The following is a 23830-nucleotide window of genomic DNA, read 5'->3' as shown; positions in this document are numbered from 1 at the left end:
CCTCCTAATTTTTAAACTTCAACACCCATGTCTTTAGCTTTAGCAATTACTTCTTCCATACTACCAACAAGACGGAATGCATCTTCAGGGATATGGTCATAATCGCCATCTAAAATTGCTTTGAAACCTTCTACAGTTTTTTGAACTGGAACGTAAGAACCTTTTTGACCAGTGAATTGTTCTGCTACGTGGAAGTTTTGTGATAAGAAGAACTGAATACGACGTGCGCGTTCTACAGTTAGTTTATCTTCTTCCGATAATTCATCCATACCTAAAATAGCAATGATGTCTTGTAACTCTCTATACTTTTGTAAAGTAGATTGTACATCACGTGCTATTTCATAATGATCTTGTCCAACAATCGTTGGGTCAAGTGCTCTTGAAGTAGATGCTAACGGATCAACCGCTGGATAAATACCCATTTCAGTTAATTTACGTTCTAAGTTTGTAGTTGCATCTAAGTGAGCAAATACTGCTGCTGGCGCAGGGTCAGTATAGTCATCGGCAGGTACGAATACCGCTTGGATTGAAGTAACCGAACCTTTGTTTGTTGATGTAATACGTTCTTGTAATTGTCCCATTTCCGTACCTAATGTTGGTTGATACCCAACAGCTGAAGGCATACGACCTAACAATGCTGATACTTCTGAACCAGCTTGTGTAAATCTGAAAATGTTATCAACGAATAGTAATACATCTTGTCCTTGTTCGTCACGGAAATATTCTGCCATTGTTAAACCAGATAATGCTACACGCATACGTGCACCAGGCGGTTCGTTCATTTGACCGAATACCATTGCAGTTTTCTTAATAACACCACTATCACTCATCTCGAAGTATAAGTCATTACCTTCACGTGTACGTTCACCAACACCGGCAAATACAGAAATACCACCATGTTCTTGAGCAATGTTATTAATTAATTCTTGAATTAATACAGTTTTACCAACACCGGCTCCACCGAATAAACCGATTTTACCACCTTTAATATATGGTGCTAATAAATCGATAACTTTAATTCCTGTTTCTAAAATTTCAACTTTAGTAGATAATTCATCGAATGCAGGTGCTTCTCTATGAATTGGATCACGTCGAACTGAATTTTCGATTTTTTCATCTAAATCAATTGTATCGCCAAGTACGTTGAATACTCGACCTAATGTAATATCTCCAACTGGTACGCTGATACTTTCACCACTATCTCGAACTTCTGTACCACGTTTAACACCATCAGTTGAATCCATTGCAATCGTACGTACTACATTATCGCCAAGTTGTAATGCAACTTCTAATGTAAGCGTGACAGTACCTTCATCTCTTTCAACGTCGACTGTTAAAGCATTGTTAATTTCTGGAACTTCATTGTGCTCAAAGCGAACATCAATTACTGGACCCATAATTTGTGTTACACGGCCTAATCCCATGCTTTTTTGCCTCCTTTAATAATTATTCAAGCGCAACTGATCCACCAACAATTTCAGTAATTTGTTGAGTGATTTCTGCTTGTCTAGCTCTGTTATATTCAATTGATAAATCATCAATAATCTCTGTCGCATTATCAGATGCATTTTTCATAGCAGTCATACGAGTCGCATGCTCACTTGCTTTCGCATCTAAAATCGTTCCATATATTAAACTCTCTACATATTGAGGTAGAATAACGCTTAAGATTGCTTCTTTGTCTGGCTCAAATTCATATGAAGACATTTGACCATGTCCTAAACTAGAATCTTCTGGAGACAATGGAAGTACAGTTTTCATGGAAGGTGTATTTTCTAATACACTGACGAAATGACTATAGTAGATTTTAACCTCATCTACTGCTTCATCGCTATATAAATCTACCGCTTTTTTAGCGATAGCTTGTATTTCTTTAAATGAAGGTTGATCAGGTACTTCAACAAGTGAATCATGAACTTCATAACCTTTATTTTTAAGGAAATCCACACCAGTTTGTCCTAAGACTAAAATTGAATATTCATCTTTACTAGCATGCTTATTCTCAATATCGTTAACTAAATGCTTCAATACATTTGCATTATATGCGCCTGCCAATCCTTGATCACTTGTAATGACAATATAGCCACTTTTCTTCACTTCACGTTGTTGTAACATTGGGTGATTTGAATTTTTATCTGCACCAGCAACCGCAGTAATTGCATCTTGCATTTTTTCCATATAAGGTCTGAATTGATTTGTATTTCTTTCAGCACGACGCAATTTTGAACTTGAAACCATGTTCATTGCTTTCGTAATTTGTTTCATTTTTTTAGTTGATTTTATACGTGTATCAATCTCTTTAAGAGATCCCATTATCTCACCACCTTTTATTTACTATAACTACTATGCTTCTGTTTTACTGAAACTTTTTTTAAATTCAGTAATAGCTGATTCAAATGCATCTTCGTTAGGTAAAGCACCAGAAGTTTTGATTTCGTCTAATAATTCAGAGGCATTTGATTTCGCCCATTGATTTAATTCTGATTCAAAACGAGTGATGTCTTCAACTGGAATATCATCTAAATAACCTTTAGTTAGAGCATAAATAATTAATACTTGATTCTCTACAGGTAGTGGTTGGTTTTTATCTTGTTTTAAAATTTCTACAGTACGTTTACCACGTTCTAATTTTTGTGCAGTAAATTCATCTAAATCAGAACCAAATTGAGCAAATGATTCTAATTCACGGAACGACGCTAAGTCCAAACGTAAAGTACCGGCAACTTTTTTCATTGCTTTAATCTGTGCAGAACCACCAACACGTGATACTGACTGACCAGCATTGATTGCAGGTCTTACACCAGAGAAGAATAAATCTGATTGTAAGAAAATTTGTCCATCAGTGATTGAAATAACGTTTGTTGGTACATATGCTGCGATATCGCCAGCTTGTGTTTCGATAATTGGTAATGCAGTAATTGAACCGCCACCTAATTCATCGTTTAATTTTGCTGCTCTTTCTAACAATCTACTATGTAAGTAGAACACGTCACCAGGGTAAGCTTCACGGCCTGGAGGTCTACGTAATAGTAATGATAATTCACGATAAGCCGCAGCTTGTTTTGTTAAATCATCATAAACTATTAATACATCCTTACCATCGAACATGAATTCTTCAGCCATAGCTACACCAGAATACGGTGCAATATAAAGCATTGGTGCCGGATCAGCTGCAGAAGCAGAAACAATAATTGTATAATCCAACGCGCCTTCCTGGCGTAATTTTTCAACGTTCGTACGTACAGTTGAATCTTTTTGACCGATTGCAACATAAATACAAATCGTATCTTGATCTTTTTGGTTTAAAATCGTATCAATTGCAACTGTTGTTTTACCAGTTTGACGGTCACCTATTATTAATTCACGTTGTCCACGGCCAATTGGTACTAATGCGTCAATCGCTTTAATACCCGTTTGTAATGGTTCATCAACTGATTTACGATCCATTACACCAGTTGCTTTTTTCTCAACTGGGCGTGTCTTTGTTGTGTTAGCAGGACCTTGTCCATCTATTGGTTGTCCTAATGGGTTAACAACACGGCCAAGTAATTCTTCACCAACAGGAACTTCCATAATACGTCCAGTACGTTTTACTTCGTCCCCTTCTTTTATGTCATCGTAAGGGCCTAAAATTACGACACCTACATTTGACTCTTCTAAGTTTTGTGCTAAACCTAGAACGCCGCTATTAAATTCTACTAGCTCACCAGCCATAACATCATTTAATCCGTGGATTAATGCTATACCATCACCTATTTGTAGTACTGTACCTACATCAGTAACAGCCATTTCTGACTCATAATTTTCTATTTGTGAGCGAAGTAATGCACTGATTTCTTCAGCTTTAATGGCCATCTATGTCACTCCTTAAGTTTTTATTTCACTCTAATAAATTGTTTCTCTAATTGTGCAAGGTCATTTTTAATACTTGCGTCCATGACTTTCGTTCCAACTTTAACTCGAACCCCGCCGATAAGCTCTGGATTGATTTTATTTGTAATCATGATTTTAGAGTAATTTGTACGTGATTTAATTATCGTATCAATGCGTTCTAAATCTTCATCTGACAATTCATACACTGATTCAACTACAGCATATTCTTGATTGTGATGTTGATTAAATAAAGCTTCAAATTCTATATAGATTTCATGAATGTAAGAAAGATGACGGTTACTTGCAAGAATCGTTAACATGTTTTGCAAGTATTGATTGGCATGACCAAACACTACTTTTGCAAAACTACGACGCTGTTGTACATCTTTTTGTGGATCTGCATCCAATGCTTGTAATTTTTTTGTTTCAGGTTGTACTGCTGTGTTGATTGTTGAAAATTCTTCGTACATCATTTCAAGATTGTTTGTGTCTTTAGCAGTATCAAATAAAGCCTTGGCATATTTTTTTGCTATGATAGCCATTATTTATCGCCTGCCTCTTTAATGTACTTTTCAACTAATTCTTTTTGATCTTTGCCTGATATTTCTTTTTGCAGTACTTTCGATGCAATCAATACTGAAAGTTCAGAAACTTGATTATTAATATCAGCAATTGCACGTTCTTTTTCACTGTTGATTTCATTCTGTGCTGTTTCAATCATACCATTTGCTCTAATATTTGCTTCATGAATAATTTCTTCATGCTGTTTGCGAGCTTGGACTTTAGAATCTTCTAAAATCTTTTGAACCTCATCTTGTGTTTCTTTTAGCGTTTGTTTGTTTTGTTCTTCTAACTTCTGTGCATTTAATTTAGCTTGTTCAGCATCATCTATATCTTTATTAATATCATGTTCACGTTGATCCATTACACCTTTTAATGGACCCCAAGCGAATTTTTTCAATAAAGCTACTAATATAAGAAAAGTTACAAGGGTAACAAGAATTGTTCCCCACTGAACACCACTAGTGTCAGCCGCACCAAGTACGAACATATTTGTCGTAGCAGTCACTTACATAGACACTCCTTTCATTCATTATAATTATAAGTCATATTGATAAAAACGAACGGCGAAAGTCTACAAGACTTCGCCATAAAACTGGTTTAATTATAGTGACATGAAAGCGATAACTACACCGATGATTGGTAATGCTTCAACTAAGCCAACACCAATGAACATAATACCCATTAATTGACCACGTGCTTCTGGTTGACGTGCTACACCCTCTACTGTTCTTGAAACGATAAGACCGTTACCAATACCTGCACCTAGTGCTGATAAGCCGATTGCGATTGCTGCTGCGATTAAATTCATTTATAAATCCTCCTAATTTTTCTTTTTTAAATTTTAAATTAATGACTGTCCTGAACTTTATGGGACATGTATACCATTGAAAGCATTACAAAAATATAAGCCTGAATCGTACCAATAAATATTGAGAACCCTTGCCAAACAATTAAACCTGGGATACCAATCAACCATCCCCATGCTGGGAAACCGATAACTAAACCTGCTAGTAATCCAAGTAGTAACTCACCTGCAAAGATATTACCGTATAGTCGTAAACCTAATGTCAATGTTGAAGTGAATTCTTCAAAGATATTAATAGGTAATAAGAATATAGGTTTAGTATAGTTCTGGAAGTATCCTTTTGGACCCTTGATTTTAACACCGTAATAGTGTGTTAAAAGGATAACTAAAGTTGACAATGTCAAAGTAACAGTTGCATCAGCTGTTGGTGATTTCCACCACAGTGTATGACCTGAAATTAATTGAAAAGGTAATCCAATCATATTACTGACAAATATGAAGAATATTAATGTAACAGCAAGGAAATGGAATTGACCACCTTTAGACCATGCCATGTTACTTTCAATAACTCCTCTTACAAAGTCAAAAACCCACTCTATAAAGTTTTGCTTACCAGATGGACGTTTCTTGAGGTTGCGTGTACAAATAATAGCTATGACAAAAACAATAAGCGCTGTAATAACCAACATCATAATTGATGATAGATTAAACACGATGTCTAGACCGAACACATTCCAACTGACTAGAGGGTCTTTATGATCCATGCTTTCTCACCTCTTTCATATTAAGATTTTATTCCTTGTGCAAAAACGGTTTCAAAACCATTAACACATAAGAAATCATTAAACCAACAACCACACCAATTATATTTATATAGTCCTTATAAAAATACCAAGTACAACATGCAAGAATCACAATCAAATATCTCCAAACGTTGCCCGTTGAAATATGTATATTATCTTTTTGTTTAGCTTTCGCTAAGTAAAACTCGAAAGTAAAAGTATTAATAAGTGATCCAATCATGCCTATGATAAGTCCTAAAATAAATGGCGAACTTGTGAAAATAAACACAAATAACAGTACAACTATACCATATAAATAAAATTGTATATACTGTTGAAAAATGATGTTGAAACGTTTCATTACTGTGCCTCACTTCATTTTTTCATTCAATGATGAAAACCATTTCAATCATACAGTTTTAATAATAATATAGGGCGGTAAAGGTGTCAATTCTATTCAAAATGTAGTTTAATTTTTTGCACACTTGTCACAAAAATGACACATTTACCACTATTAATATTTAAAAAAACTAGGTTTTTGGGGAATTAGATGAAAATAATACTTTATATTTTCACAAATTCTATTTGATGCATTTCCATCGCCATAAGGGTTGCGCGCTTCACTCATTGCTTTGTACAATTGCTCGTCTTCCAATAATGCTTGCGTAGCATCAAAAATCATTTGTGCATTTGTACCAACAATTTTCAGTGTGCCTGCTTCTACACCTTCTGGTCTTTCAGTTGCTTCTCTTAAAACTAATACCGGTTTACCTAGAGATGGCGCTTCTTCTTGAACTCCACCTGAATCCGTTAATATCAAATAAGACTGATGCGCAAAATTATGAAAGTCTACTACTTCTAATGGTTCGATCAATTCAATTCGATCATGATTAGATAAGTATAAATCTGCAATACTTCTTACTTTTGGATTTTTATGTACAGGGTAAACGACTACTACATCTTCATATTTATCGACAATATCTCTTACTGCTTTAAAAATATGTTCCATAGGCTCTCCAATATTTTCACGCCTATGAGCAGTTAGTAAAATAATGCGTTTATCTTTATGTCTGTCGATAATATCAGATTGATAATGTTCATGTATGGTAGTCTTCATAGCATCAATTGCAGTATTTCCAGTAACCACTACAGTATCTGACGGTTTATTTTCCGCAATAAGATTTTCTGCAGCATTATTAGTAGGGGCAAAGTTCAAATCTGCCATTACCCCTACCATTTGCCTATTCATTTCTTCAGGAAATGGAGCATATTTATCCCAAGTTCTTAACCCTGCTTCCACGTGGCCTATAGGAATTTGATTATATAATGCTGCCAAACTTCCAGCGAAAGTTGACATGGTGTCACCATGCACAAGTATCATATCTGGTTGTTCTTCCTTAATAACGTCCTCTAGTCTAGTCAATATACGAGAAGTAATTTCAGATAATGATTGGCCTTGCTTCATAATATCCAAATCGTAATCTGGTGTAATATGAAAGCTTTCCAGTACAGAATCTAACATTTCTCTATGCTGCGCAGTAACTACTACTATCGGTTCCAACTCAGCATCATCTCGCAATGCTAATACAAGCGGCGCCATTTTCACTGCCTCAGGACGTGTCCCGAACACAGTCATTATCTTCTTCATTCTACTCCACTCCTGGGTAAAACTATTTTGTTCCGAATAAACGGTCTCCAGCATCACCTAAACCAGGTGTAATATATGCATGGTCATCTAATTTTTCATCTAATGCAGCTATGAAAATATCTACATCCTCATGTGCTTCTTGTAATTTTTCTACACCTTCAGGCGCAGCAACTAAGCACATAAAACGAACGTTTTTCGCGCCACGTTTTTTAAGAGAATTGATTGCTTCAATTGCTGAAGCACCTGTAGCTAACATTGGGTCTACGACTACAATTTCTCTTTCTTCGATATCTTGTGGTAATTTCACAAAGTACTCAACTGCATCAAGTGTTTCAGGATCTCTATATAGACCCACATGACCTATTCTCGCTGCTGGTACTAAGTTTAAAATACCTTGTGTCATACCTAAGCCAGCTCTTAAAATTGGTACAAATGCTAATTTTTTACCCGTTAATCTTTTAGCTACCATTTTAGTTACTGGTGTGTCTATTTCTACATCTTGTAATTCTAAATCTCTTGTCACTTCGTATGCCATTAACATACCAACTTCATCTACTAATTCTCTAAATTCTTTAGTCCCTGTATGTACGTCTCGAATGTAACTTAATTTGTGTTGAATAAGTGGGTGATCAAAAACATGTACTTTGCCCATAATTTACTTCCTCCAATTTTAATTGTATAAAGGATGTTTTGTAGTTAATGCTTTAACTCTTTCTTTTCCTTCGTCTAAAGCTTTTTTATCTTCTGGATTTCTTAAAACTAAACTGATAATTTTTGCAACTTCTTCAAAAGCAGCTTCGTCAAATCCACGTGTTGTTGCAGCAGGTGTACCTAAACGAACACCACTTGTTACAAATGGTTTTTCTTGATCAAACGGAATTGTATTTTTGTTACAAGTAATACCTACAGCATCTAATGTTTCTTCAGCTACTTTACCTGTGATACCTACTGAACCTTTAACATCTAATGATACTAAATGATTATCTGTACCGCCTGAAACGACTCTATAGCCTTCTTTAGTTAATGTATCTGCTAATGTTTTAGCATTATTAACTACTTGTTGTTGATATGTTTTGAAGTCGTCTTGTAATGCTTCACCAAAAGCAACTGCTTTCCCAGCAATAACGTGTTCTAACGGTCCGCCTTGAATACCAGGGAATATTTTTTTATCAATTTGCTTTTTGTACTCTTCTTTACATAAAATCATTCCACCACGAGGGCCGCGTAATGTTTTATGTGTTGTAGTAGTTACAAAATCTGCATATTCAACAGGGTTTTGATGTAAACCAACTGCAACTAAACCTGCAATATGCGCCATATCTACCATTAATTTTGCCCCTACTTCATCTGCAATCTCTTTGAATCGTTTGAAATCAATAGCTCGAGAATAAGCGGATGCACCTGCGACAATTAATTTAGGTTTATTTTCTTTAGCTAATCTTAACACTTCATCATAATCAATTTGTTCATTTTCTTTGTTTACGCCATACTCAACAAAGTTATAAAATTGTCCACTAAAGTTAACAGGCGAACCATGTGTTAAATGACCACCATGGCTTAAATTCATACCTAATACAGTATCACCATGTTCTAATGCTACTAGATAAACTGCCATATTTGCTTGTGACCCAGAGTGTGGCTGTACGTTAACGTGTTCAGCACCAAAAAGTTGTTTGGCACGTTCGATAGCTAATGTTTCAGACACATCCACGTATTCACATCCACCATAGTATCTTCTGTTCGGATAGCCCTCAGCATATTTGTTCGTTAATACTGAACCTTGCGCTTCCATAACTGCTTCCGAAACAAAGTTCTCTGAAGCAATCAGCTCGATATTGTTATTTTGACGGTTAAATTCATTTTGAATCACTTCATATATTTCTTTATCTTGCTCTTGAATAAATGACATAGGTAAATCCCCCTCGTTCTGTATTAGTTATATTTTGCTCTTTCGCCACCAATTTTCTTAGGTCTTGAAGAAGCGATTGTAACAACTGCCTCACCAATTTGTTTAACACTTGTACGTTCTGGAATGGCTACATGCGCAATATGCATGCCAATTAATGTTTGACCAATATCAATACCTTTTGGCACTATTATTCGTTCAACAACCATTGGATCTTGCATATGTTGGTAAGCATAAGTTGCTAAGCTACCACCTGCATGAACATCTGGTATTACAGACACTTCTTCCATCGTAAGGGGGTTGAACTTAGACCTTTCAATTGTTATTGCTCTGTTAATATGTTCACAGCCTTGAAATACAAAAGAAACATTTGTATCATTCTCAATTTGCTTTAATGCTTCAAATATTTCTTGTGCTACATCCATAGAACCTACACTACCTATACGCTCACCAATTACTTCGGATGTAGAACAACCAATCACACATAATTCATTTGCTTTAAAGAAAGATTTAGTCTTTAATTCATTTAACAATAACTTTAGATCTTCCATTCTCCCACCCCTTTTAAAATAATGATTAAAAAAAGTATTTAAACACCGCGATGCTATGAGACATACAAGATTAGACGATAGCAATTTTGCTATACGTATTTTATTATAACGTATTTAGCTACTCACTCATACTAATTTAACCAAATTATTACTTTAATATTTTATTTTTCAAAGTATCTATCAACAAATTTAATTCATTATATATTTTATTATAATCATATAACGATCCACCATATGGATCAGTGATTTCTCCTTCTCGTTGAACATATTCATTGATAGTAAAAATTTTCTCTGTCTCTCCATATACTTGTTGTATCGTTTCTTTGTGAGATTGTGACATTGTTAATATTAAATCTGCATTTAAATCCTCTGCTGTAAAACGTTTAGCATTACTAGGTGATGGTAAATGATGTTCATTTATAATACTTAGTGTATTCTGAGACGTAGGCTGGCCATCTTGAGCAAAAACACCTCGTGATTCTATGATATATTCAGGCATTTTCGCTTTGGCAATACTTTCAGCCATCGGACTTCTACACGTATTACCAGTACAAACAAATATTATTCTCATAGTTGGTCTCCTTTAACAATAGTTTGACTTGCAGCTTTCATCATTCTATTCATAATCGCTATGGTATGGTCAGTAATATCAAAACCATAAATATATGCTGTTTTAATTTGTTCATCTTGATCAATATGATGCAATATTTTATAAAGGTTATGATTTGCCCCTTTAATATCATTTTCATTTTTACATAATTCTATAAAAATAGACCCGTCAGGCACGAAATCTCGCTTATCACTTGGAACGATAAATGCTGTTTGGCTCCAATCTTTTTCTTCTGAAGGCTTTATATTGAATGCTTGAACAATTTGTAACGGTGTATCTGGCGCATAATGTTTATATTTCATCCCTGGTGCAATTGGCTTATCGCTATCCAAAGTCTTTCTTGTAGATACACTATGAGGTAACACCGCTTCAATCATCGGTTTCGTAATTGAACCAGGTCTAGCGATTCTAAATGGAAACTGTGTGCAATCTAATACAGTGCTTTCCAATCCTTCTTCACTTTGATCACCATTTACCATACCATTAATACGACCATTTAAATCTGAATAAACATGTTCAAATGTTGTAGGTGACGGTCTACCACTTAAATTTGCGCTCGGTGCTGCTATGGGTATATCTACGAATTGCAAAATTTGTCTGCCGATTGAATGACTTGGCATTCTAACAGCAATTGATGATAAACCACCACTTACACTTTCACACAAATATCCTTTTTTAAGCGGTAATATAAAAGAAATTGGTCCAGGCCAAAAATGCTTCATCAATAATTTAATTTCGTTTGTTATATCATGTGTAAAATGCTCTATTTGTTTTAAATCATGTATATGCACAATCAAAGGGTTATCTGAAGGTCTACCTTTCGCTTCATATATCTTTTTGATTGCTTCTGCATTTCTCGCATCTGCACCAAGACCATATACTGTTTCTGTTGGTATTGCAATCAAGCCTCCTTGTTCAAAGATGTGCTTGATTTCATTTATATCCGGAAATTGATTGATTTCATTTTTATACTGTCGTAAATCCCAAATCTTCGTTTCCATTTAGCCCCGCCCTTTCTTCTCATGATTTTATTTTAGAATAAAATAAAAAGTTATGCACTCTCATGATTTATCATGTTCAGTACATAACTTCTTATTACCACTCGAAAGAAATAATTCTATCGTTATTATTAATATCTTTTATAATTTGAACATCTAATGAAGGATATTTAGATTGTATTTTTTGCTTCAATGTTTGACCTTGTTTATAACCAATTTCAAAAACGACCTTTGCATTCGGCAGAAGTACTTTTGGCAATTGGTTTAATATTGCATCATAAACCTTATACCCATTATCTTCTGCAAATAATGCAGAATGTGGTTCATATTTCAATACTGTGTCATCCATCAGTACAGCCTCATTATCATCAATATAAGGCGGGTTAGAAATTAGACCATTCACTTTTATACCTCTTTCTATTAAAGGTGCTAATGCATCACCCTGCAAAAAGTTAATATCTACTTGATGGCTAAGGGCATTTTCTTGTGCTACTGCTAATACTGTAGCATATAAATCTGTAGCATAGACAGTTAATGATTGATTCATCTTTTTTAGTATAATTGGAATATTACCACTACCTGTACCAATATCAACAATTGTATCATCAGAATGAATCTCGTTATAAAAGTGTAACATGACTTCCTCAGTTTCAGGTCTAGGTATTAAACAATCTTCAGTCACCTTGAATGTCTCACCGTAAAATGATTGGCTTCCAACAATATACTGAATCGGTTCACCTTTTAACATTCTAACTTCAGCGTCGTTATATAATTCTAAATGTATGTCCGACATTACCTCATCCTTATGCATCAAATAATCCGCTTTACTCCATTGCAATAAATCTAACATTAACCATTCTGCTCGAGTTGTTTCAATATCTAGTTCAAAGCATTTCATTTTTGCATTAGAAAGTCGTGTTTTATAATTCACCATTGTTAAGTTCTTTCAATTTATCAGTTTGTTCAGCTAAAGTTAATGCATCTATCACTTCGTCTAATTTTCCTTCCATAACTTGATCTAACTTCTGAATCGTTAAACCAATACGGTGGTCAGTCACTCGACTTTGAGGATAATTATACGTTCTAATACGTTCTGAACGATCACCAGAACCTACTGCTGATTTACGTTGGGCAGCATATTTTTGTTGCTCTTCTTGTAATTTCATATCAAATAAACGTGCTTTCAAAACTTTCATAGCTTTTTCACGGTTTTGAATTTGTGATTTTTCTGAAGACGTAGCAATGATTCCGGTCGGCACATGTGTGATACGTACAGCTGAATCCGTAGTATTGACATGTTGTCCACCCGCACCACTAGAGCGGTAAGTATCTACTTTAATATCTTCATTACGCACTTCAATTTCTACATCTTCAACTTCTGGTAGTACTGCAACTGTAGCAGTCGATGTATGAATACGTCCACCTGACTCGGTCTCAGGTACACGTTGTACACGATGGGCGCCATTTTCATATTTCAACTTACTGTAAGCACCTGATCCTGAAATTGAAAAACTGATTTCTTTATAACCACCATGGTCACTTTCAGCGGCTTCTACAATTTCTGTTTTATAACGTTGTGCTTCAGCGTATTTAGAATACATTCTAAATAAGTTCCCAGCAAAAATTGCAGCTTCATCTCCACCAGCAGCAGCACGTATTTCCACGATAACGTCTTTCTCATCGTTAGGATCTTTCGGAATAAGTAAAAATTTAAGATTTTCTTCTAGTTTCGGAACTTGATTGTTAAGTGATTGGTGTTCTTCTTTTAACATTTCAATTTCATCACTGTCTTTTGTTTCTTTTAACATTTCTTCTATTTCAACAATGTCTTCTTTGACTTGTTTATAATTACGGTATACTTCTACAGTTTTTTGTAGATCTGATTGTTCTTTTGAATATTTTCTTAAGTTATCTGGATCACTTACTACATCTGGATCACTTAATAATTCATTTAATTGTTCATATCTTTCTTCTACGATATCTAATTGATCAAACACTACATTTCCTCCTTCATATTATTACTTGGTGCAACAATATGATGCGCTCTGCATCTTGGTTCATAACTTTCATTTGCACCAACTAATATAACTGGATCATCTATTTTTGCTGGGTTACCATCAATCAACCTTTGTGTGCGGCTTGAAGATGCACCACAAACAGCACAAACAGCTTGTAGTTTAGTCACTTCTTCACTTACTGCTAGTAGGTGTGGTATAGGTTCAAACGGTTCCCCTCGGAAATCCATATCTAGTCCCGCTGTAATGACTCTATGGCCTTTTTTAGCTAATTGTTCAACAATATTAACTACACCTTCTTCAAAAAACTGCACTTCATCGATACCTATAACATCTGTATCTGACAAATCGTGCTTAAGTATTTCAGCCGCTGTTGAAATATTAATTGCTTCAATAGCGTTGCCATTATGAGAAACAATCTTATCTTTATGATAGCGGTCATCTATAGCCGGTTTAAATACAACTACTTTTTGCTTAGCATAAAGGCCTCGTCTTAATCGACGAATTAACTCTTCAGATTTACCACTAAACATGCTTCCAGTAATACATTCAATCCACCCGGAATGATAAGTTTCATACATTATGCGTTCCACCTTTTTCAAAACATAATCGATTCATTATAGCATATTTTTTTAATTGAAATATGCTATTTCTTCAAGATATTGAGTTATTTTTATGTATAAAAACTATTAAAACTGTAATATTCTCAATTAGAGACTTATATTTCTAAAAACAAAAAGGCATTCTCATATAATGAGAATGCCTTATAACAACGATTACTCGTCGCTTGATTTGATTCCGAATTTTTTGTTGAAACGTTCCACACGGCCATCCGCAGCAGCGAATTTTTGGCGTCCTGTGTAGAATGGATGTGAATCAGATGAAACGTCTAAACGAATAACTGGGTATTCGTTGCCATCTTCCCATTCCATAGTCTCTTTTGAAGATTTTGTTGAACCACTTAGGAATTTAAAATTCGTAGTTGTATCTAAAAAGATTACACTGTGATATTCAGGATGAATATTTTTTCTCATTATTTTCAGCTCCTTTGCCCTGAACCATCTGGAACAGAGTTGTTTGTGAGTTTTTACCCAATACTTGATAATTATAATTGCTTTAAAACCAAAACGCAACCCTAAATCATATATTAGCTTGATAACACTTTGCTAATTTCAACTTAAATAATTGGTTTACCTGTTTTAGTGCTTTCTTTAGCAGCCTTTTGTAATTGTTCAAAAAATTCTTGGTTATTTTCTGTACGTTTTAATTTGCGTACAAATCTTTCTGTAAAATCAATTGAATCTGTAAACATATTACGTAATTGCCATAATGATTCTAAATCTTTTGGAGAAATAAGTAGTTCTTCTTTACGCGTTGAACTACGACCGATATCAATAGCTGGAAATACTCGGCGCTCTGCCAATTTACGATCTAGATGTAATTCCATGTTACCCGTTCCTTTAAATTCTTCGTAAATCATATCGTCCATACGTGATCCTGTATCAACTAACGCTGTAGCTAATATCGTCATACTGCCACCAGCTTCAATATTTCTTGCAGCTCCGAAAAATGCTTTTGGCTTGTGTAATGACGCAGGGTCTAAACCACCAGACAATGTGCGTCCACTTGGTGGTATAACAAGGTTGTATGCGCGAGCTAACCTTGTAATTGAATCCATTAAAATAATGACATCTTTTCCTACTTCAACAAGTCTTTTTGCACGTTCTAATAAAAGTTCTGCAACTTTAACATGGTGTTGTGGTGGCTCATCAAATGTAGAGTGCACAACTTCAGCAGATTCAACAGAACGTTCAATATCTGTTACTTCTTCTGGACGTTCTCCGACTAATAATACAAATAATTCTGCATCTGGTTTGTTGATAGCAATAGCGTTAGCAATCTCTTTTAATAGAGATGTTTTACCTGCTTTTGGTGGTGCAACAATAAGTCCACGTTGGCCCAAACCAATTGGCGTAATTAAATCCATAATACGAGTCGAAAAATTTTGCTTCGTTGTTTCTAAAACGATTCGTTCTTCAGGATATAATGGCGTTAACGCTTGAAAGTGAGGTCTTTTTTTAACTTCTTCTGCATTCTCGTCGTTAACAAAATCAACTTGTAGCAAACCATAATACTTTTCATTATCCTTTGGTTTTCTTACTTTACCAGTAACTTTATCGCCGCGTTTGATTTCAAAACGACGTATTTGACTGGCAGAGATATAAATATCTTTTTCACCTTTTGAATAATTAACTGTTCTAAGGAAACCATAGCCATCTTGTTGGATGTCATCTAATACACCCTCCATATAATAGTTACCGTCTTTTTCCATTTGCGCTTCCATAATTGCAAGAACAAGTTCTTTTTTATTAAGTTTACTATAATTTGTTAGTTTTAGAGATTTTGCTTTTTGAGTGAGATCTTTTGTAGTGTAATTTTTGTATAATTCGTGGAACGATTCATACTGAGGTGATGTTCGTACTTTATCAGGCATTATCTTGCACCCATTTCATAAATAAGTTTTTAAATAACGCAACGTACTACGCTACTTACTTTTATAACTATAGCAAATTTCTTATTTAATTACAAAATGTATTTCAGTTTTTATAAATTATAAAAGCAAGACAGTTAAACTGCCTTGCTTCATTTAAATTATTTAATTACTGCTAAACTTTATTATTTATAATAGCCAGCAATGGACTTAACTTCTAGGAATTCTTCGATACCGTAGTCGCCCCATTCGCGTCCAATACCAGATTGTTTATAACCACCAAATGGTAAGTCCGATTTACGGCCAGCTTCATTAATTTCTACTGTACCAGCTTCAATTGAACGTGCTACTTTGTGTAATGTGTCTTTATCATTACCGTATACATATCCAGCTAAGCCATATTTAGTATCATTTGCAATTTTAATTGCTTCATCTAAATCATTGTAAGTGATAATTGACATCACTGGGCCAAAAATTTCTTCTTGCGCGATTGTCATACTATTATCAACATTATTAAATATTGTTGGGCGAGCAAAGTAACCTTTTTCTAAGCCTTCAGGTTTGCCAGGTCCACCATAGAATAATTCTGCACCTTCTTCAATACCTTTATCGATATATGATTGTACTTGGTCAAATTGTTTTTTACTAATGATTGGACCAACTTGAGTGCCTTCTTCGCGTGGATCACCGACTTTAACTTGACTGAATTTTTCTTTTACAGCTGTTAAGAATTCTTCTTTTAGACTTGCTGGTACTAATGTTCTAGTACCTGCTGTACAAACTTGACCAGTATTGCTAACAACTTTACCAGTTGCTGCACTTGCTGCACCATCAATATCTGAATCATCTAAAATAATATATGGTGATTTACCGCCCAATTCAAGTGACACTTTTTTGAAATCTTCAGCTGCTTTTTTCATAATGCTTGAACCAGTTGGACCAGAGCCAGTGAACGACATCATTCTTACTTTTGGATGTTCACTTAATGGATTACCTACACCTTGTCCATCACCATTCACTAAGTTAAACACACCTTTTGGCACTCCTACTTTATCAAAAATTTCAGCCAAAATAATTGCGGCGAATGGTGTCTCTTCAGATGGTTTTAATACGACTGGACTTCCTGCTGCAAAAGCGGCAGATAATTTCAATGAAGTTTGATTCGTTGGGAAATTCCAAGGTGTGATTAAGCCAGAAACACCAATAGCTTCCTTCACAACTAAATCATCACCACGACGTTCTTCAAATTCAAAATTATCTAATGCATCACGTGCTGCTTCAAAGTGATCTAGTCCCATTTGATAATGTACTTTTTCTGATACTGATAAAGGCGCACCTAATTCGTCTGTAATTGCCTCTATAAGATCATCTTTTCTATTTTTATATTCTTGTACTATTTTATCTAATAATGTTCTTCTTTCTTCTATTGAGCTGTGTCTAAATTCTAGATACACATTTTCTGCAGCGTCTACTGCCTTATCAACATCTTCTTTATTACCTTTCGCAATTGTACCTGCTACTTCTTCTGTCGCTGGATTAATAACTTCTAGTGTTTCTCCACTAGTGCTTTCAATCCATTCTCCGTTAATATATTGTTTAGTGAAATTTCTCATCAATAATTCACTCCTTAATTTGTGTTGATAATTATATTTTAACCGAGATTCTGTATTTTTAAACATTAATGCTCACGTTATATGACGACAAACGTTGTTATTAAGCGTTTTCTAATCATTTCACATTAATAATTAGTCCCAACAAAAACCTTGAACCTCACAATTTATAAGCTAAAAGAAAATATATATATTTTCTTTTTTTAAAAACAAAAAAAGAAGTCTATGACATGTCATAGACTTCTTCTCTTATTATAACGCTTTAAATCTTCGTTCATAGACATTGATATTATTGATTTTCAAGTTCAATAAAATCTTGCGCCCACTTTTCCATTGGTACTAATGCTGCCGCTAGTGCATCACCTTTATCCGTAAGTTGGTATAATATGTTCATCGGGCTTGTAGATACTATTTTTTTCTCTACAAGACCCCATTCACTTAGGTCTGTTAATTTTATACTAAGTGCACGTGGTGTAATTGTTTTCAAATCACGTTTCATATCCGAAAAATGAGCAGATTTTTCTGGACACCTAGACAAATAATTAATAATTAGACCATTCCAACTTCTACCTACTATTTTAAAGGTCTCTTCAAGATAAGGGCAAACCTCCATGGTCATCACCTCATATCGTTTTTATTCTATAATCTGAGTTACTAAAATATATTTCAAGTGCTTAGTATATTTAGTATACCACATTTTCTAAATTTCTTCAGTCCAAATATCTGCACCTAATGATTCTAAAGTACTCACAATATTAGTGTAGCCACGATAAATATGTTTTACGTTGTAAATTGTAGTAACACCTTCTGCTAAAAGTCCTGCAACAATAAGACATGCGCCTGCTCGTAGGTCACTCGCATATACTTCTGCCCCTGTTAATTTAGATGGCTTAATAGTTGCCGTACCATCATCTGCATTGATATTGGCACCCATGTTTTTTAATTCATCAACGTGTCTAAAACGCGCTGGGTATATTGTTTCAGTCACAAAGGATACACCATCTGCCATAAATAATAGCGGTGTAATAGGTTGTTGTAAGTCTGTAGCAAATCCAGGATAAACTAAAGTTTTAATGTCGACGCTTGAATAAGGCGCACTACGTTTAATTTTAGCACTATCATCGCCAACTTGAATATCCACGCCTAATTCTTTTAACTTTACAGTTAATGGTTCAACATGTGTTGGGATAATATTATTAATTTGAATATCCTCACCACAAGCTGCAGCTATACACATATACGTACCAGCTTCTATTCTATCTGGAATAACTTGATGATGAGAACCGTGAAGACGATCCACACCATTAATCTTAATCGTACTTGTACCTGCACCTTTTATATCTGCACCTAGACCAATTAAATACGTTGCTACGTCTACAACTTCTGGTTCTTTAGCTGCGTTTTCAATGACAGTATGCCCTTCAGCTCGTACAGCTGCAAGCATAATATTAATTGTTGCACCAACGCTCACAATATCTAAAAATATATTTGCACCAGTTAATTTGTCAGCTTCAATTTTCATAGAAGTCTCACTTGATTCATCAATCTTCGCGCCTAAAGCTTTAAAACCTTTGATATGTTGATCAATAGGTCTTGGTCCTAATGGACAACCTCCAGGTAAACCAATGACACATTTTTTAAATCTACCTAACATTGCACCCATCATATAATAAGAGGCACGTAAAGACTCGACTTTATTATTAGGTAATGGTGCATTTTCAATGTCAGTAGGGTCGACCTTTAATGTCATACCATCTAATTCTGTTTTAATATTTAAATCCCCTAATAGACTAACCAATGTTTCTACATCAGAAATTTCTGGAAGACCTTCAATTGTTACTTTATCTTCAGCCAGGATTGCTGCAGGTATAATTGCTACTGCACTGTTTTTAGCACCGTGGATATCCACTTCACCTTTAAGTGTTTGTCCACCTCTAATTTTTATCACTTCTTGAGCCATTCGCTTGTTCTCCTTTGACTTTCAATCATTATTTGCATTATAAATTACTTTTTCCAGTTTGCAAAGTACATCAGTCTACTAAAACTTTTTAAAATTAAAATTAAGTGATGCAAGTTACATATAAATTATTTACTATAGTTTTTATTTCCCATTATTTTATGTTTTAAATCATAATTATATATATTTTGTTTGAGATTTATGTAAATAGTTTGGATTTAATAATAACCTCTTTACCAAACGATAGCAATTATAACATAAAAAAATAAGACTGGGACATAATTACATGTCTCAGTCTCATTTGTAATATAGATTAAATTATTTTGCTCGGTTAGATGTACCAAACTCTTTAATTTTACCAATAACTGTTGCTTTGATTGCTTCACGTGCTGGTCCTAAATATTTACGAGGATCATATACTTCTTTATCTTTGTCTAAAGCTTCACGTACTGCTTTAGCAGAAGTGATTTGGTTTTCTGTATTAACGTTAATTTTTGCTGTGCCGAAAGGAATAGCTTTTTGGATATCTGTAGTTGGGATACCAGTACCACCGTGTAATACTAACGGCAATCCTGTAGAAGCACCAATTTCTTCCATTTCTTTAAATCCTAATTTAGGTTCACCTTTATATGGTCCGTGTACTGAACCTAATGCTGGTGCTAATGTATCGATGCCTGTTCTTTCAACAAGTTCTTGACACTCTTTAGGATCTGCATAGATAACACCTTCAGCGATAATATCGTCTTCTTGTCCGCCTACAGTACCTAATTCAGCTTCAACTGATACGCCATGTTCATGCGCATATTCAACCACTTTTGAAGTGATTTCAACGTTGTCTTCAAATGAACCATGAGAAGCATCGATCATTACTGATGTAAATCCAGCATCAATTGCTTCTTTACATTTTTCAAAGCTTGAACCGTGGTCTAAGTGGATTGCAACAGGGACAGTGATTTCTTTGTCGTGCATTAACCCTTCAACCATTTTAACTACCGTGTAGAAACCACCCATATAGCGAGCAGCACCTTCAGATACACCTAAAATAACTGGAGCATTCTCTTCTTGTGAAGCTTCTAAGATAGCTTGTGTAAATTCTAAGTTATTTAAGTTGTATTGACCAACTGCGTAACCATTTTCTTTTGCGTCTATTAACATTTCTTTCATTGAAACTAAAGGCATGAAAGTTCCTCCTTGGTGCTTTAAGCACATATTTTTACAATCTAATTATATCAAAATTAGAAACCTTTTGCATTCTTCTAAACAATTGTAAGCGCTTTTAATCGTTTTTTTCTTTTTAAAACCTTAAAAATAGACATTTTTCTTCTAATTTTTGTAAATTTGTTATACTATACATCTTATTTTACAGTAATTGTAAAAATATAATTATGAAATCGTTTGAATCAAATAACACGAATTTTGAGACCTTTATAAAAAATTCAATTATCGTTAATGTATAATGACATTTAACAATTAAGGATATAAAAAAAGACGCATTGCTAACTGTAACCTTTAATTACTTAGCTAACATGCGTCATTTTTATTTTATTTAGATTGTTTATTTTTTAAAGAAGCTTCAATAAACGCTTTGAAAATTGGTTGTGGACGGTTAGGTCTTGATAAAAATTCAGGATGGAATTGACAAGCTACGAAAAAGTCATTTTCGGGAATTTCCACCATTTCAATTAAGCGACCATCAGGGCTCGTACCTGAGAATACCATACCGTTTGCTTCTAATTGTTCTCTATATTCATTGTTAAATTCATAACGATGACGATGTCTTTCTTCAATATCAGTTTCATTGTAAATTGAGTGTGCTAATGTACCCTCTTTAATATGGCAAGGATAAAGTCCTAAACGTAACGTACCGCCTAAATCTTCAATATCTTTTTGTTCAGGTAGTAAATCAATAATTGGATACGGCGTGTTTGGATCTAATTCTGCTGAATGCGCACCTTCAAGGTTAAGTACATTTCTAGCAAATTCAACTGTTGCTAATTGCATACCTAGACAGATACCAAAGTACGGTACGTTATTTTCACGTGCATATTTAATCGCAGAAATTTTTCCTTCACTTGCACGGAATCCAAATCCACCTGGGACTAAAATACCATCTACATCTGATAATATTTTTGACACATTATCATCTGTCACTTCACTAGAATCAATCCATCTTACTTCAATATCTTTTTTAAATGGATAACCTGCATGTTTTAATGATTCAACAACCGATAAATAAGCATCTTGAAGACTTACATATTTACCAACTAAACCAATTGTCACTTTGCCATCTAAATTATTCACTGTGTCTAGTAAATATTGCCATTCATCTAACTGTGTTTCGTATTTTGGATTAAGTTCTAAACGATCAATCACTATGTTCTCCATATCTTGTTTGCTTAACTGTAAAGGAATTTCATATAGTGATTCTGCATCACGACATTCGATTACACTTGCTTTGTCGATATCACAGAATAAAGCGATTTTATCTTTTAAATCTTGTGTTAATTCATATTCTGTACGAACCACAATCAAATCAGGCTGAATACCTAAACCGCGTAATTCTTTTACGCTATGTTGTGTTGGTTTCGTTTTCATTTCTCCAGCAGCTTTAATATACGGTAATAATGTACAGTGTACATACATTACATTTTCGCGACCTAAGTCACTGCGAATTTGTCTAATAGCTTCAATAAATGGTAATGATTCTATATCCCCTGTTGTTCCACCGATTTCAGTAATAACAACATCAGCATTTGTGCTTTCTCCTGCTAAAAGTAAACGTTCTTTAATTTCATTTGTGATATGCGGGATAACTTGTACTGTTCCTCCTAAATAATCACCACGACGTTCTTTCTTCAATACGTGAGAATACACTTTACCAGCTGTAACATTAGAATATTTATTTAAGTTAATATCTATAAATCGTTCATAGTGTCCTAAATCTAAGTCTGTCTCTGCACCATCATCAGTAACAAAAACTTCACCATGTTGATATGGACTCATCGTTCCAGGATCTACGTTTAAATATGGATCGAATTTTTGGATTGTTACTTTTAGCCCTCTATCTTTTAATAGTCTTCCTAAAGATGCTGCTGTGATACCTTTTCCTAATGAAGAAACAACTCCACCAGTTACAAAAATAAATTTTGTCATGTTCTGCCTCCTAGTTATTAAAACAGTTTTTTCAATCAATACCGATATTGACATCGAATTTTTAAAATCAATTGCTTAATTTTTTGTGTAATAGCGTGTTTTACATATTATAATTATCATTTATTATTTTCATATGTATAAATTATTGCTCTAAGCAATTACCTAATTTCAAAGAATTCATAAATTTTTTATAGTCATTTAAATAAAAAAATCGCTCCCTCTCACATCGTTGTAAGGGGGAGCGTATAATATTTATACACGTCGTCCTAATTAAAGGAGCCCGAATAAAATTTTATCATTTTCACGAGAAAAGTCAATTAAATCTCAAATAATTATTTTTCAGTTTCTTCCTCGGCTTCTTCGTCTTCATCTTCTTCTTCGTCATCAAAGTCTTCATCATCTTCATCAATAACAATGCCTTCTTCTTCAACTTCGTCTTCTTTTGGTTCTTCAGGATCATTCAAAGTTTCTTGGTCATCAGTTACAGCTGGGATGTCATCATCGTCATCAGTTTCATCTTCACCAAGTAATTTTAAATTTTTATCTTCTTCTGGGTCATCATCCAATATATCGAATTTTTGAATTGTTGGCGCAATTTTTTCTTCAATATCATCTACTGAATACCAATCACGTAATCCCCAGATATTTTCTCCAACGTTTAAAAAACGACCGTCAGTATTTAAGTCTGTATAGAATTGTACAATTCTATGTTCTACTTCATGGTCTTCATAATGTCCAAGCGCTTTAAATTCATCGATGATATCGTATAAATTCATAGTACTATTTTTTTCATTTAATAGCGTATAGGCCATATCGATAAATGATTTCTCATCAACCATTTCTTTTGTATAATCTTGAATTCTCATT

General features: G+C 34.3%; 25 protein-coding genes. All 25 read right to left on the bottom strand.

Annotated elements, in window-relative coordinates:
- Positions 1–11: 11 nt before the first annotated feature.
- On the bottom strand, positions 12–1424 hold the full coding sequence (gene atpD / locus AOB58_RS13000) for a F0F1 ATP synthase subunit beta (protein ID WP_021339775.1): 1413 nt from the start codon (positions 1422–1424) through the stop codon (positions 12–14).
- Between the two features lie 22 nt (positions 1425–1446).
- Entirely contained in the window at positions 1447–2313 is an 867-nt protein-coding gene (atpG, locus tag AOB58_RS12995; protein ID WP_002507080.1) for an ATP synthase F1 subunit gamma, read from the bottom strand.
- A 30-nt stretch (positions 2314–2343) separates the two neighbouring features.
- On the bottom strand, positions 2344–3855 hold the full coding sequence (atpA, locus tag AOB58_RS12990) for a F0F1 ATP synthase subunit alpha (RefSeq protein ID WP_002507079.1): 1512 nt from the start codon (positions 3853–3855) through the stop codon (positions 2344–2346).
- 20 nt (positions 3856–3875) lie between these two features.
- Complete coding sequence (locus AOB58_RS12985; protein WP_002507078.1) at positions 3876–4415, bottom strand: F0F1 ATP synthase subunit delta; 540 nt, start codon at positions 4413–4415, stop codon at positions 3876–3878.
- Complete coding sequence (locus tag AOB58_RS12980; RefSeq protein WP_021339776.1) at positions 4415–4942, bottom strand: F0F1 ATP synthase subunit B; 528 nt, start codon at positions 4940–4942, stop codon at positions 4415–4417. Before AOB58_RS12980 ends, AOB58_RS12985 begins: the two co-directional genes overlap by 1 nt.
- 96 nt (positions 4943–5038) lie before the next feature.
- Positions 5039–5245, bottom strand: a complete 207-nt coding sequence (gene atpE / locus AOB58_RS12975; protein ID WP_002507076.1) for a F0F1 ATP synthase subunit C — start codon at positions 5243–5245, stop codon at positions 5039–5041.
- A gap of 38 nt (positions 5246–5283) precedes the next feature.
- Positions 5284–6006: a F0F1 ATP synthase subunit A gene (gene atpB / locus AOB58_RS12970; RefSeq protein WP_002507075.1), complete on the bottom strand. Its 723-nt coding sequence runs from the start codon at positions 6004–6006 to the stop codon at positions 5284–5286.
- Between the two features lie 28 nt (positions 6007–6034).
- Positions 6035–6385, bottom strand: coding sequence for an ATP synthase subunit I (locus AOB58_RS12965; RefSeq protein ID WP_002507074.1), 351 nt, complete (start codon positions 6383–6385; stop codon positions 6035–6037).
- 153 nt (positions 6386–6538) lie between these two features.
- Entirely contained in the window at positions 6539–7672 is a 1134-nt protein-coding gene (gene wecB, locus AOB58_RS12960; RefSeq protein ID WP_021339778.1) for a non-hydrolyzing UDP-N-acetylglucosamine 2-epimerase, read from the bottom strand.
- 22 nt (positions 7673–7694) lie between these two features.
- Positions 7695–8324, bottom strand: coding sequence for a uracil phosphoribosyltransferase (gene upp, locus AOB58_RS12955; RefSeq protein ID WP_064783560.1), 630 nt, complete (start codon positions 8322–8324; stop codon positions 7695–7697).
- A gap of 18 nt (positions 8325–8342) precedes the next feature.
- A complete protein-coding gene (glyA, locus tag AOB58_RS12950; protein WP_064783559.1) occupies positions 8343–9581 on the bottom strand; it encodes a serine hydroxymethyltransferase in 1239 nt (412 codons plus the stop codon).
- 23 nt (positions 9582–9604) lie between these two features.
- Complete coding sequence (locus tag AOB58_RS12945; RefSeq protein WP_002507070.1) at positions 9605–10129, bottom strand: TIGR01440 family protein; 525 nt, start codon at positions 10127–10129, stop codon at positions 9605–9607.
- 148 nt (positions 10130–10277) lie between these two features.
- Entirely contained in the window at positions 10278–10700 is a 423-nt protein-coding gene (locus tag AOB58_RS12940; protein ID WP_002507069.1) for a low molecular weight protein arginine phosphatase, read from the bottom strand.
- Entirely contained in the window at positions 10697–11740 is a 1044-nt protein-coding gene (locus AOB58_RS12935; RefSeq protein WP_021339782.1) for an L-threonylcarbamoyladenylate synthase, read from the bottom strand. The genes AOB58_RS12940 and AOB58_RS12935 overlap by 4 nt, the downstream gene beginning before the upstream one ends.
- 94 nt (positions 11741–11834) lie before the next feature.
- A complete protein-coding gene (prmC, locus tag AOB58_RS12930) occupies positions 11835–12671 on the bottom strand; it encodes a peptide chain release factor N(5)-glutamine methyltransferase (protein ID WP_021339783.1) in 837 nt (278 codons plus the stop codon).
- On the bottom strand, positions 12658–13734 hold the full coding sequence (prfA, locus tag AOB58_RS12925; RefSeq protein ID WP_002507066.1) for a peptide chain release factor 1: 1077 nt from the start codon (positions 13732–13734) through the stop codon (positions 12658–12660). Before prfA ends, prmC begins: the two co-directional genes overlap by 14 nt.
- Entirely contained in the window at positions 13734–14333 is a 600-nt protein-coding gene (locus tag AOB58_RS12920) for a thymidine kinase (RefSeq protein ID WP_002507065.1), read from the bottom strand. Before AOB58_RS12920 ends, prfA begins: the two co-directional genes overlap by 1 nt.
- A 195-nt stretch (positions 14334–14528) precedes the next feature.
- Positions 14529–14786 (bottom strand): type B 50S ribosomal protein L31, encoded by a 258-nt coding sequence (locus AOB58_RS12915; RefSeq protein ID WP_002507064.1) that lies wholly within the window; start codon positions 14784–14786, stop codon positions 14529–14531.
- A gap of 143 nt (positions 14787–14929) precedes the next feature.
- On the bottom strand, positions 14930–16246 hold the full coding sequence (gene rho / locus AOB58_RS12910; RefSeq protein ID WP_002507063.1) for a transcription termination factor Rho: 1317 nt from the start codon (positions 16244–16246) through the stop codon (positions 14930–14932).
- Between the two features lie 182 nt (positions 16247–16428).
- Entirely contained in the window at positions 16429–17856 is a 1428-nt protein-coding gene (locus tag AOB58_RS12905) for an aldehyde dehydrogenase family protein (RefSeq protein ID WP_002507062.1), read from the bottom strand.
- Between the two features lie 286 nt (positions 17857–18142).
- Positions 18143–18466, bottom strand: coding sequence for a winged helix-turn-helix transcriptional regulator (locus AOB58_RS12900; protein ID WP_002511426.1), 324 nt, complete (start codon positions 18464–18466; stop codon positions 18143–18145).
- An 87-nt stretch (positions 18467–18553) separates the two neighbouring features.
- The gene (locus tag AOB58_RS12895) at positions 18554–19813 is read right to left on the bottom strand and encodes a UDP-N-acetylglucosamine 1-carboxyvinyltransferase (RefSeq protein WP_021339784.1); all 1260 of its coding nucleotides are present in this window, start codon (positions 19811–19813) and stop codon (positions 18554–18556) included.
- A gap of 315 nt (positions 19814–20128) precedes the next feature.
- Positions 20129–20989, bottom strand: coding sequence for a class IIb fructose-bisphosphate aldolase FdaB (fdaB, locus tag AOB58_RS12890; RefSeq protein ID WP_002507059.1), 861 nt, complete (start codon positions 20987–20989; stop codon positions 20129–20131).
- A gap of 363 nt (positions 20990–21352) precedes the next feature.
- Positions 21353–22963: a CTP synthase gene (locus tag AOB58_RS12885; RefSeq protein WP_064783558.1), complete on the bottom strand. Its 1611-nt coding sequence runs from the start codon at positions 22961–22963 to the stop codon at positions 21353–21355.
- 332 nt (positions 22964–23295) lie between these two features.
- A complete protein-coding gene (gene rpoE, locus AOB58_RS12880; RefSeq protein ID WP_064783557.1) occupies positions 23296–23829 on the bottom strand; it encodes a DNA-directed RNA polymerase subunit delta in 534 nt (177 codons plus the stop codon).
- Position 23830: the final 1 nt, after the last annotated feature.

The organism is Staphylococcus sp. AntiMn-1, from assembly GCF_001663395.1.
GTDB lineage: Bacteria > Bacillota > Bacilli > Staphylococcales > Staphylococcaceae > Staphylococcus > Staphylococcus equorum.
Note: the sequence above shows the minus strand (reverse complement) of the source record. Positions and strands in the feature narration are given on the sequence as shown.

Excerpts from the sequence above, each read along its gene's own strand:
- atpD (WP_021339775.1), bottom strand. The coding sequence starts at position 1,424 with ATGGGATTAGGCCGTGTAACACAAATTATGGGTCCAGTAATTGATGTT.
- atpG (WP_002507080.1), bottom strand. The coding sequence starts at position 2,313 with ATGGGATCTCTTAAAGAGATTGATACACGTATAAAATCAACTAAAAAA.
- atpA (WP_002507079.1), bottom strand. The coding sequence starts at position 3,855 with ATGGCCATTAAAGCTGAAGAAATCAGTGCATTACTTCGCTCACAAATA.
- AOB58_RS12985 (WP_002507078.1), bottom strand. The coding sequence starts at position 4,415 with ATGGCTATCATAGCAAAAAAATATGCCAAGGCTTTATTTGATACTGCT.
- atpE (WP_002507076.1), bottom strand. The coding sequence starts at position 5,245 with ATGAATTTAATCGCAGCAGCAATCGCAATCGGCTTATCAGCACTAGGT.
- atpB (WP_002507075.1), bottom strand. The coding sequence starts at position 6,006 with ATGGATCATAAAGACCCTCTAGTCAGTTGGAATGTGTTCGGTCTAGAC.
- AOB58_RS12965 (WP_002507074.1), bottom strand. The coding sequence starts at position 6,385 with ATGAAACGTTTCAACATCATTTTTCAACAGTATATACAATTTTATTTA.
- wecB (WP_021339778.1), bottom strand. The coding sequence starts at position 7,672 with ATGAAGAAGATAATGACTGTGTTCGGGACACGTCCTGAGGCAGTGAAA.
- upp (WP_064783560.1), bottom strand. The coding sequence starts at position 8,324 with ATGGGCAAAGTACATGTTTTTGATCACCCACTTATTCAACACAAATTA.
- glyA (WP_064783559.1), bottom strand. The coding sequence starts at position 9,581 with ATGTCATTTATTCAAGAGCAAGATAAAGAAATATATGAAGTGATTCAA.
- AOB58_RS12945 (WP_002507070.1), bottom strand. The coding sequence starts at position 10,129 with ATGGAAGATCTAAAGTTATTGTTAAATGAATTAAAGACTAAATCTTTC.
- AOB58_RS12940 (WP_002507069.1), bottom strand. The coding sequence starts at position 10,700 with ATGAGAATAATATTTGTTTGTACTGGTAATACGTGTAGAAGTCCGATG.
- AOB58_RS12935 (WP_021339782.1), bottom strand. The coding sequence starts at position 11,740 with ATGGAAACGAAGATTTGGGATTTACGACAGTATAAAAATGAAATCAAT.
- prmC (WP_021339783.1), bottom strand. The coding sequence starts at position 12,671 with ATGGTGAATTATAAAACACGACTTTCTAATGCAAAAATGAAATGCTTT.
- AOB58_RS12920 (WP_002507065.1), bottom strand. The coding sequence starts at position 14,333 with ATGTATGAAACTTATCATTCCGGGTGGATTGAATGTATTACTGGAAGC.
- AOB58_RS12915 (WP_002507064.1), bottom strand. The coding sequence starts at position 14,786 with ATGAGAAAAAATATTCATCCTGAATATCACAGTGTAATCTTTTTAGAT.
- rho (WP_002507063.1), bottom strand. The coding sequence starts at position 16,246 with ATGCCTGATAAAGTACGAACATCACCTCAGTATGAATCGTTCCACGAA.
- AOB58_RS12905 (WP_002507062.1), bottom strand. The coding sequence starts at position 17,856 with ATGAGAAATTTCACTAAACAATATATTAACGGAGAATGGATTGAAAGC.
- AOB58_RS12900 (WP_002511426.1), bottom strand. The coding sequence starts at position 18,466 with ATGGAGGTTTGCCCTTATCTTGAAGAGACCTTTAAAATAGTAGGTAGA.
- AOB58_RS12895 (WP_021339784.1), bottom strand. The coding sequence starts at position 19,813 with ATGGCTCAAGAAGTGATAAAAATTAGAGGTGGACAAACACTTAAAGGT.
- fdaB (WP_002507059.1), bottom strand. The coding sequence starts at position 20,989 with ATGCCTTTAGTTTCAATGAAAGAAATGTTAATAGACGCAAAAGAAAAT.
- AOB58_RS12885 (WP_064783558.1), bottom strand. The coding sequence starts at position 22,963 with ATGACAAAATTTATTTTTGTAACTGGTGGAGTTGTTTCTTCATTAGGA.
- rpoE (WP_064783557.1), bottom strand. The coding sequence starts at position 23,829 with ATGAGAATTCAAGATTATACAAAAGAAATGGTTGATGAGAAATCATTT.